The 10,081-nt window shown below is 31.8% G+C and carries 8 protein-coding genes; 2 read left to right on the forward strand and 6 right to left on the reverse strand.

Annotation, left to right across the window (positions count from 1 at the left end; genetic code table 11):
* Positions 1-11: 11 nt before the first annotated feature.
* The 3 genes from ACZ2V4_RS09595 to ACZ2V4_RS09605 are packed head-to-tail and all read right to left on the reverse strand — an operon-like array spanning position 12 to position 3,338.
* Complete coding sequence (locus tag ACZ2V4_RS09595; RefSeq protein WP_283721712.1) at positions 12-818, reverse strand: ABC transporter permease; 807 nt, start codon at positions 816-818, stop codon at positions 12-14.
* Positions 819-840: 22 nt separating this feature from the next.
* A complete protein-coding gene (locus ACZ2V4_RS09600) occupies positions 841-2,028 on the reverse strand; it encodes a glycosyltransferase family 4 protein (protein WP_419895470.1) in 1,188 nt (395 codons plus the stop codon).
* A gap of 53 nt (positions 2,029-2,081) precedes the next feature.
* Entirely contained in the window at positions 2,082-3,338 is a 1,257-nt protein-coding gene (locus ACZ2V4_RS09605) for a nucleotide sugar dehydrogenase (RefSeq protein ID WP_490514790.1), read from the reverse strand.
* A gap of 294 nt (positions 3,339-3,632) precedes the next feature.
* Here ACZ2V4_RS09605 and ACZ2V4_RS09610 point away from each other — a divergent pair, with 294 nt between their 5' ends.
* The gene (locus tag ACZ2V4_RS09610; protein ID WP_283721715.1) at positions 3,633-4,667 is read left to right on the forward strand and encodes an LCP family glycopolymer transferase; all 1,035 of its coding nucleotides are present in this window, start codon (positions 3,633-3,635) and stop codon (positions 4,665-4,667) included.
* Positions 4,668-4,895: 228 nt separating this feature from the next.
* On the opposite strand, the gene ACZ2V4_RS09615 is transcribed toward ACZ2V4_RS09610, so the two are convergent.
* The 3 genes from ACZ2V4_RS09615 to ACZ2V4_RS09625 form a co-directional block, all read right to left on the reverse strand.
* Complete coding sequence (locus ACZ2V4_RS09615; RefSeq protein ID WP_490514791.1) at positions 4,896-5,702, reverse strand: glycerophosphodiester phosphodiesterase family protein; 807 nt, start codon at positions 5,700-5,702, stop codon at positions 4,896-4,898.
* 138 nt (positions 5,703-5,840) lie between these two features.
* Entirely contained in the window at positions 5,841-6,707 is an 867-nt protein-coding gene (galU, locus tag ACZ2V4_RS09620) for a UTP--glucose-1-phosphate uridylyltransferase GalU (RefSeq protein ID WP_283721717.1), read from the reverse strand.
* 12 nt (positions 6,708-6,719) lie between these two features.
* Positions 6,720-9,482: a CDP-glycerol glycerophosphotransferase family protein gene (locus tag ACZ2V4_RS09625; RefSeq protein ID WP_283721718.1), complete on the reverse strand. Its 2,763-nt coding sequence runs from the start codon at positions 9,480-9,482 to the stop codon at positions 6,720-6,722.
* Between the two features lie 109 nt (positions 9,483-9,591).
* On the opposite strand from ACZ2V4_RS09625, the gene tagD reads away from it, so the two are divergent.
* Positions 9,592-9,981, forward strand: a complete 390-nt coding sequence (gene tagD, locus ACZ2V4_RS09630) for a glycerol-3-phosphate cytidylyltransferase (protein WP_101044191.1) — start codon at positions 9,592-9,594, stop codon at positions 9,979-9,981.
* Positions 9,982-10,081: the final 100 nt, after the last annotated feature.

Raw genomic sequence — 10,081 nt, forward strand, 5'->3', positions numbered from 1 at the left:
TGCACCTCAATTTATAAATAATCTACTAAACGATTCTTGAATCGATAATGAATATGTCCGCCTATATACAGCAATAAAAGTGTGAACGTCCAGAAATAAAGATGATCTGTGATATTCCCATAGAGCATCCCTTCTCCTTCAATGAATGCATTGCGATATATTCCTATGAGATAAGCAAATGGATTGAGCATCGTGATTACCTTTAGTACAGGTGAAACCGTATTTACATCCCAGAATATTGGTGTGACAAAGAAACACATACGCAGCACGTTCTGTAGCATCTGCTTCGTATCTCTGATAAGAATGACCAATGTACTCATAATAAGATTAAATGCAAAGATCAGCATATAGGATGCAAATATGAAATACAGAAATTCAAAGTAATGACCAAACGATACAAAGTGATTAAAGTATGAAATTAAAAATATGATCAGTGTCGTAAATACCAAATTAATAAAGTTAATGACATATGAAATAGACAATAGTACAGAAGAAGGGAATTTCATCTTAGTTACTAGACCTAACTGTGCATGTATCGTATTAGAACCTGCGTTAATTGCCTGGGAAATAAAGATCCATGGAAATAATCCTGTAATCAGATGGAGCAAATAATTCATATCTCCGCTATGTGCATTCCCTCTTAACCCCATCCCAAAGACAATGTAATAAATAACGACCTGCATAAGAGGTTGTAGTATATTCCAGAATGCCCCAAGATAATGATTCGAATATTCACTTTTAAGATTATAGCGTGATAACTTCCAAATAAGATTTAAGTTGCGTATCTGCTCTTCTAACAATTCGATAATAATTTTCATAATTACAGCCTCTTCATTTTATTTAACTGATAAAATCCATTAGTTTATGAATATTTGTCTCCCATCTAAAAACTTCAGAACGAATTTTCTTTGTGTTCTCTGTATGACGCCTTAGCATGAACGGATCATCTTTGTATGTTAAGATGGCTTCCACCAGTTTTTCAGTTGAAGCGGATTCAATATTAATACCCACTTCATAATCCTGTATCAGCGCTTGAGTGAAGCCCCCTAAGTTGGTTACAACGGGCACCTCCATGCATATCGCGTCAATCACCTTGCCGGGAAGTACGTTCATAAATACTTCAGATTGCTTAAGAATGGAGAGTGCCACATGGTGTTCACTCGTAAATGAAAGACATTCAGACTTTGGCAGTGTTTCAAACACGTTAACATATTCGAGTTGCTGTTCATCTACAAATCGTCTGAAGTCATTGGCATGTATACCATAGACAATCGCATTAAATGGAATTTTATTCTTATTAAGTGCTACAGCGATCTCCTCCAGCTGTTTGTTATCCTGTGCAAAGCCTAGATTTCCAGTATATACGACGCTGAATGTTGCTTTTTTCGGTCGAAAGTTAAGTTCTTCATCGTTAATCGCATTCGGCAAGAATAGAAAGTCCTTATTTTTTACATATTTCTGAATGTGTGGAATGAACGACATATTATTCACTACAATTTTCTTTGCATTTCTATACATCCGTTTTTCCATCAATCTTAACATCGGCATAAATACGTCGATATTAATCTTATCGAGGGCAGACACACTGTCCGGCCATAAATCTCGAATTTCGAGTATCGTCTTGTTTGTAGTGATGTCACGCTGTAGAAATAATGTCCCCCATGGTGCAAATATATTAGGACTTGTAACATAGATGAGATCGAAATATTTTTCCGTATGCTTTACGAAGTAATGCACTTTCAGCATAAATTCAATATAATAATAAAGCCTTGATGACATACTTTTCTTTTGTTTTTCATGACGCATCGCTAGTCGGATCACCCTATTATCAGGTACGTTATTTAACCGTTCATCATTCCAGTATTTTTCATCTTTATACATCTTCTCGTTCGGGTAAGAGGGCTGCGTCGTTAAGATATAGACATCATACCCATGATCCACGAGATGATTGAATATATTTTTCATACGGTTTGCTGCAGATCCGATTTCAGGATAGAAATTTTGTGAGATGAGCAATATGCTTTTCATAGAAACTCCTTATTAAAAAACAAACAGAATACGAACGTATTCTGTTGTTGTAGTTATAAATTGTATAAATTCCCGAAGTTATAGTATTTAACTTCTTTAAATTCATCCTTAGTCTTAACAACGTTCTTAGTATCAAGAATATATTTATTTCTCATTCCATCAAAATCACCATCAGTGAGCTGCTTAAATTCGGAATGATCACTCAATATCAATACTAAATCGCTGTCTTTAACCGCTGTTCCCATATCTTTCTCAACAAACTCCTGCTTCACATGAGGATCATATGCGACAACTTCATATTGAGATGCAGTTAACATTTCATAAATATCAAATGCAGGGGATTCACGAATATCATCCACATCCCCTTTATATGTCAAACCAAATACAGTGACTTTGTTGCCGCCGAGCCTAGATAAGATGTCCTTCGTACGGCGCACAACATATTCAGGCATAGACACATTGATGTCACGTGCAAGTTTGATCAACAGCGCTTGCTCAGGGGCCTCTGCGATAATGAAATATGGATCGACCGCTAAACAGTGACCACCGACACCAGGACCTGGTTTATGTAAATTAACTCGAGGATGTTTATTTGCCATCTCAATCACATCATTAACATTAATCTCTAGATTGTTACAGATTTTAGCGAGTTCATTCGCTAGCGCGATATTTACATCACGATATGTGTTCTCCATTAATTTGGACATCTCAGCGGTCTTCGCCTGCGTCTCAATCATTTCACCTTTAACGAAAGTCCCATATACACGCTTACCCGCTTCAACACAAGCAGGGGTGATTCCGCCGATAATGCGATTGTTATATACTAATTCATGCATGATCTTGCCCGGCAATACACGTTCCGGACAATGGACAAGATAGATATCTTCACCAATTATAAATCCTTCAGACTCGAGATAAGGCTTCACATGGTCATCCATGGTACGCGGTGCAATCGTCGACTCAACGATTACTATATCCCCCTTCTTAAGTAATGGGACGATACTTTCAACACCAGACATCACGATCGAGATATCACATGATTTATGTTCATCGCTGTTATTTGGTGTCGGTACCGCAATGATATATGCATCTGCCTGCTCTGGTGTCGTCGAAGCTTTGAACTTACCTCTGGCCAGCACTTCCTCCAACGCTTCTTGTAACCCAGGTTCTTCTATATGAATCTGGCCGTTATTTAATTTATCTACAGCTTCTTGTTTAATATCAACCCCAACAACATCAATCCCATGTTTCGCAAACATAATTGATGTTGGTAATCCGATGTACCCTAGACCGATTGTTGTAAGTTTCAAATGAATCCATCCTTTTCTCAAGAAAACTCATATTTAATTAAGTAATATTTTTTATCTACTTCATGGGTAGTATAGCTTAAGAAAATACGGAAAAGTGAGAATTAAACAAATCTTCATAGTAGTTTTACGCTGATTATAAATTATTAATATTGAGTTAATAAACAGCTCATTTATATACTTTTTTAATATAATATGTTGATTGTAAACATAATGTAAAAGAAAAAATTTAATATCAACGAATTTAATTTTATGTTAATATATTACAAGATATCACCAACATGACAGGAGCGACTTATGAAGAAAAGAATATGGATAATCACACTCATCATCATCTTAATAGGATTACTTGCAACTGCAGCAGTTGCTTATCAAACATTAAACACAAAGGTAGAGAAAACTGCTAAAGTAATCCATACAAATATCAGCCGAGAAAAGTCCGACCTACGCAAGGAACAAGTATCAATCAAAGATCATGATGCTATTTCAATCGCACTGTTCGGAGTTGACTCTAATACAACAAGACTCGCTACAGGAGATGCAGGACGCTCAGATACGATTATCATCATAAGTATCAATCCAACGAAAAATACAAGCGTAATGGTATCGATACCGCGAGATACATACAGTGAAATAGCCGGGCATAATACACACGAAAAAATTAATCGCGCATATAATCATGGTGGTGCTAAAATGGCAGTAGAATCTGTGGAAAAATTAATGAATGTCCCAATTGACTACTACGCCACGATCAATATGGATGGCATAGAAGAAATGATCGATACAGTCGGAGGAATCGACGTCGTAAGTAATGCAACCTTCAGCTATGAAGGTCATGATTTCGTACAAGGTGAACTGACGCATCTTAATGGGAAAGAAGCACTATCTTTCATTAGAAGCAGGAAGCAAGTAGGCGCAGGCGGAGATTTCGGAAGACAAGAACGCCAGCAATTAGTGATTCAGGCGCTGGCAGATAAACTGATTAGTATGAGTTCTGTATCTAAAATTGATTCATTATTAAAAACGATAGAAGGAAACGTCGTAACAGATGTGACATTCGATGACCTGAAAACTTTAATCAGCAATTATTCAGAATCATTAAATACGGTCGAAAGATTTCAATTAACAGGCTACGGTCAATTTCTTAACGACAATCTATGGTACTTTATTCCAAATCTAGAGGAAAAGCATCACATACAGAATACGTATCTAGAGAACTTGGGCTTAGAAGCGCAACCTTTAGAAAGTGAAACTTATGAATACCCTACTATTGAAACCCAAACAATTGAAACACAAGCAATTGAAGAGCAAACAAATGAGTTCGCTTATTAAGGAATATAATAAAAATATATTCATTTTTAGAATCAAAAGTACAAATTACTCCTAAAGATGATGTTTTATTTTTCTTGAAATATATCAGCTTTTTATAAATGTTATTATTTTAAATCTTTACTTCAATTTGGTAATAAAATACTTGAAAATGAAAGAATCAAAAAGAGAAACATGAAAAATGTTTCTCTTTTTGATTTTATATTCATCATTGAACGTTATTAAATAATATTAATCTGGAAAATTTGTGAAATAGCCATCTACATTAACACTTTTAGCGAACTCTTTATCACTTTTATTATTTATTGTATATGCATGTACTTCAAGATTATTTTCATGTAGCTTTTTAACATTATTATAGGTCAATTCTCTAAAGTCAGGTCCTATTACATCAGCATATTTTTTTATTTCTTGCAAATCATCATCCGTACAATTTGTTAAGAAACCCTTATTCACAAGTTGTACAAGCTTTATATGATGATTTCTTTCTTTTATATATTTTAAATCTTCTGATGAAAATGTTTGAATGATAACTTTTTCTGCATCTATAGCGTCTTCTGAAAGAAATCCATTTAACTTCAGTTGATAAAGAAACTCATCTATTAATTTCTTCTTACCTATGTCTTTAATTTCTATATAATATTTAGTTTTATTACCGTACCTATCCAAAACCTCATTTAATGTGGGTACTTTTTCATTTTTATATTTTTTATCAAACCAGCTCCCCGCCTCTAACTGCTTTATCTCTTTTATTGTCAAATCATTAACTTTACCATGTCCATCTGTAGTACGATCAACAGTGTCATCGTGTATTGAAACTAAGTAATTATCTTTTGTTAAATGCAAGTCTAATTCTAAGTAGTCGACATTTTTGTTTTCTACAGCTATATCATATGCTTTAAATGTATGTTCTGGTGCATATCCACTTGCTCCTCTATGCGCAATAACTAGCGGTTTATTGCTTTTTTCTGTAACAACAATATATGACGTCGTTATAATAATTAAAAGCCCTATTAATATAAATAATATTTTCTTCATGCCCACCCTACCTTTAAAAATAAATACAAAAAAATATTTAAATCCCTATTAAAAACCAGTAGTTTGCAATAAAATATCGCTTACTACTGGTTTTATTTTTCATCTATTTTGAAAATCTCATATTTAAGAAAGTACTATTTATTTCAAAATAGATTTTAAGTATTCTCTTAATTTCCCTTCTAAATCTTTGTCTTTTAAAGCAAATTCAATAGTCGTTTGAATAAATCCAAATTTCTCTCCAACATCATATCTTGTTCCATCAAAGTCATACGCATAGACTTTGTCGACGTTATTAAGTTTATCTATGGCATCTGTTAGTTGAATTTCTCCCCCTGCACCTTCTGTTTGATTCTCTAGTAAATCAAATATTTCAGGAGATAAAACATAGCGACCCATTATTGCAAGTTGTGACTCAGTCGTACCCAAAGCAGGTTTTTCAATAAATCTATCTACTTCATGTAATCGCCCGTTACTATTTCTTGATTCAACTATTCCATATCGATATGTCTCTTCCTTAGGAACAGTTTGCACACCAATTACTGATTTTTCAGTTTCATCATATTTATCCATTAATTGCTTTATAGCAGGTGTATCAGATTCAACAATATCATCACCTAATAGAACAGCAAAAGGCTCATTACCTATAAACTGACGAGCCGTCCAAATAGCATGCCCTAAGCCTTTTTGCTCATTTTGTCTTACATAAAAGATATTAGCTAAATTAGTAGAAAATTGTACTTTTTCTAATAATTCGGTCTTACCACTTTTTTCTAAGTTCCATTCTAATTCTTTTTGGCTGTCAAAATGATCTTCAATCGCTCTTTTATGTTTACCAGTAACAATAATAATATCTGTAATACCAGCTTTCACAGCTTCTTCAACAATATATTGAATTGTTGGTTTATCAAGAATAGGTAACATTTCTTTTGGCATTGCTTTTGTTGCTGGTAAAAATCTTGTTCCCAACCCAGCAGCTGGGATAATAGCTTTAGTAATTTTTTTCATTTTAAATTCTCCTCAATTGATTACGTTATTAAATTCCTTGATCGATTTAATTCTATATTTTTCAAAGTTAAATGGTTTAAACGTTATATCATTATTCAAATGAGTTTCAAACCCTTTAATTAAACCTTCGACACTATTATCTACAATAATTGCATTTCCTTCTTCTAAGTATTCAATCGTTTCTTTTAAATTGACTGTAATAACAGCACGATTTAAAGCTAGCGCTTCATAGACAACTAATCCTAATCCTTCATAATTAGATGATAATACGAAAGCGTCTACTAAACCTAACAGAGGATACGGATTACTTATTCCACCTAGTATAACAATATTTTCTTTAGCAATTGATTCTCTAACCCATCCAATTGTTTCTCTTTTTAATGGGCCATGTGGACATATAAGTATTAAAAATATATTACTATTCTCCTTATAAGTCTCTTCAAATGCCTTTATCAATTTATCATGCCCTTTTTGATAGTCATATCTACCAATATTCATATAGACAGTAATATTTGGATTAAGTATCGCTTCTAGCATCTTCGTTTTAGAAACTCTAAATTCGTTATAAAGAGCGACAGAATAATTGTCTATATAAGAATCAGTATTATTCATATAATCTTGAATAAGCGAGAAATTAGACTTAAATAAATTTGGGAACTTTTCACTAAGCTCTTCTTCTAAGAGTAAATTTTTAAATGTCTGTGAAACAGAATTATTTAAAGATGATAATAATTTATTTTTCTGATCATCATTCAATTTATTTTTTAAATTATTTTTGTTTATAAATAATGATACAGAATCATCAATAAATTTTGTAAGTTCAACTTGCTCTTTATACACATTTTGTGCTTTTTTCTCAACAATTTTATCATCACTATTAACGAGATTTAATCCAATATTATCATTAAAACTATAATCAACCTTTACTTTGGCTAAACTAGCTAGTACATTTTCTTCTGCTAGATTTCTAGTACGTTTTTCACCGAGGAAATTATTTACAGTGACAATCTTATCTGATATTCCTTTAATATTTTTTGTGAGATTTTCCTTTAAATTTCTGTGTACTAAAACTATTCTGTCGGCTTTTTTATAAGCACCAAAAATTATTTTTTTACTAAAATTTCTTTTAGCTTCAAATTCAGCAAACATATCTGTATGAACCCAGATGGCCTTTTTACAATCTATATGTCTCATCATTTCTGCACTTTTTCTTTCAAAGCCTGTATAGTGAATAAACCAATCAACTTTTAAATCTCCAAATAATCTCGAAAACTCTTCACGATATATTCTCGATAATTGTTTTTCAATATTCTTAGGAGAAAATTTTTCATTCCATAAATATTGTTTTAAGAGCAATCTATCTGTAAAATTTCCGTTAATTTCACCAGTGATTGGATAGAAGTGGACATTTTCAGGTAAACTCAATAATCGAAAATAATGCTCTTTTTTTACTTTTTCTTTTTCAAAAAAACAAATATAATTTTTTTCATCGGTATCAACGTTCTCTAATGTATTAATTAAAGCCGTAGTTATTCCATTATTCCAAAACCCACCACTAACGATTAGCACTGTTTCTTTTCCGTTATGTAAATTATGTTCTTGTATACTTTCACTAACCGTTCCGTTTATCATATTTTCCAAAATATCTTTCGTGCCATCTATATAATCGAACTTATTAAACTCTTCAATCATCTTAGAATAATCAACCTTACTATCTAAATGATCGACTGAATTCATATTTTTTGTCAGATCGTCGATATTATCCACATTAATAAAAGGATACTCATTTATATTGTCATAAACGCCTCTATTATCTAAGTATTCTTCGAAATCATATGTATACAGTATTATAGGTTTCTTTAAATTTAAGTAATCATACATAATAGATGAGTAATCAGTAATTAATGCATCAGTACAAGTTAAAAATTCATAACTCTCTACAGAGTTTGGATATGGCTTAACTTTAGTAAATTCATCTGGAATAATAGTTTTATCAAACGGGTGTAACTTTACAAATAATACGATATCATCCTCTAGATGTTGTTCTAAATGAGTAATCGTTTTCATTATTTCATTATTTTTTGATACTTTACCAATTTTACCGCGCCATGTTGGCATGTAAACAATTACTCTTTTACCTTGTAAATTAAATTTCTCTTTTATTTCTTCTCTTTTATTTAGATCAAAAAGTATGCTATTTCTAGGAGATGGTCCAACTACGAATTTTCCATTATATACATTATTTAGATGATGCGTTCTTGCTAAAATATCCATAGTTTTTTTATTATTCACATAAATTTTATCCGCCATATAAAAATTTCGTTGCACATTAGATATACTCATTAAGTTTGGCAAATCTTTACCCATATATTTTAAAGGTGTCCCATGCCAAACTATAAAATATTTTTGTTCTGGTCTTTTGTTAAAGAATGGATAAAATGTTGTATCATTTATTAAATATTCAGAAGTTGCAAGACATTCATAGTATTCATGAGATAAATGACTTACAAAATTTATTCTGTTCAATAAATTAATTGGAATAAAACTTTCAATGTTATCAGTATCTCTTAAAGATACATTGATTATTGCGTTAGCACTTCTATTTGCTACTTCTTTAATCAAATAAAATATATGTCCATTAACCGTATCTCCATGAACAGCTTCAAAGAAATAAGAATTTTTTTTGATTGGTTTATTTCTTCTAGAATTTACATATATAAACTTACCTTTGTTGTTCTTGAAATTACTTACTTTCTTTTTTAACTGTGATTTCATACTGTCCCTCTTTCAATTGATTGAATTATATTCAATATACATTTACAAATTCTCAATAATATATTAACATAAATTTAACAAATATACATAGTTTATGGAGGTAATGAACTTGAAAAGAATCATTACATACGGAACATATGATTTATTACATTATGGTCATATCGAATTATTAAGAAGAGCTAAAGAAATGGGAGAATACTTAATTGTTGCACTTTCTACCGATGAATTCAATAAATTAAAAAACAAGAAATCTTATTATGATTACGAACAACGTAAAATGATGTTAGAATCTATTAGATACGTTGATTTAGTAATTCCTGAAAATGACTGGGAACAAAAAATATCTGATGTTGAGAAATACCACGTCGATACTTTCATTATGGGTCATGATTGGGAAGGTGAATTTGACTTTTTAAAAGACCATTGTGAAGTGATTTATCTTAAAAGAACCGAAGGAATATCTACAACACAAATTAAAGAAGAATTATATGGAAAATAAAGCAGCTGCATTAATTACGCAGCTGCTCAGACTGAAGACAAACTCACAATTCTAAAAGTGAGTTTGTCTTTTTTCTTCGAAAAATATTGTTATTTTAAAG

Source organism: Macrococcus sp. CoH-51_TC_04 (genome assembly GCF_058188655.1).

Coding starts and splice junctions, on each gene's coding strand:
- ACZ2V4_RS09625 (WP_283721718.1), bottom strand. CDS start 9,482: ATGAAATCACAGTTAAAAAAGAAAGTAAGTAATTTCAAGAACAACAAA.
- ACZ2V4_RS09615 (WP_490514791.1), bottom strand. CDS start 5,702: ATGAAGAAAATATTATTTATATTAATAGGGCTTTTAATTATTATAACG.
- ACZ2V4_RS09600 (WP_419895470.1), bottom strand. CDS start 2,028: ATGAAAAGCATATTGCTCATCTCACAAAATTTCTATCCTGAAATCGGA.
- ACZ2V4_RS09595 (WP_283721712.1), bottom strand. CDS start 818: ATGAAAATTATTATCGAATTGTTAGAAGAGCAGATACGCAACTTAAAT.
- ACZ2V4_RS09610 (WP_283721715.1), top strand. CDS start 3,633: ATGAAGAAAAGAATATGGATAATCACACTCATCATCATCTTAATAGGA.
- galU (WP_283721717.1), bottom strand. CDS start 6,707: ATGAAAAAAATTACTAAAGCTATTATCCCAGCTGCTGGGTTGGGAACA.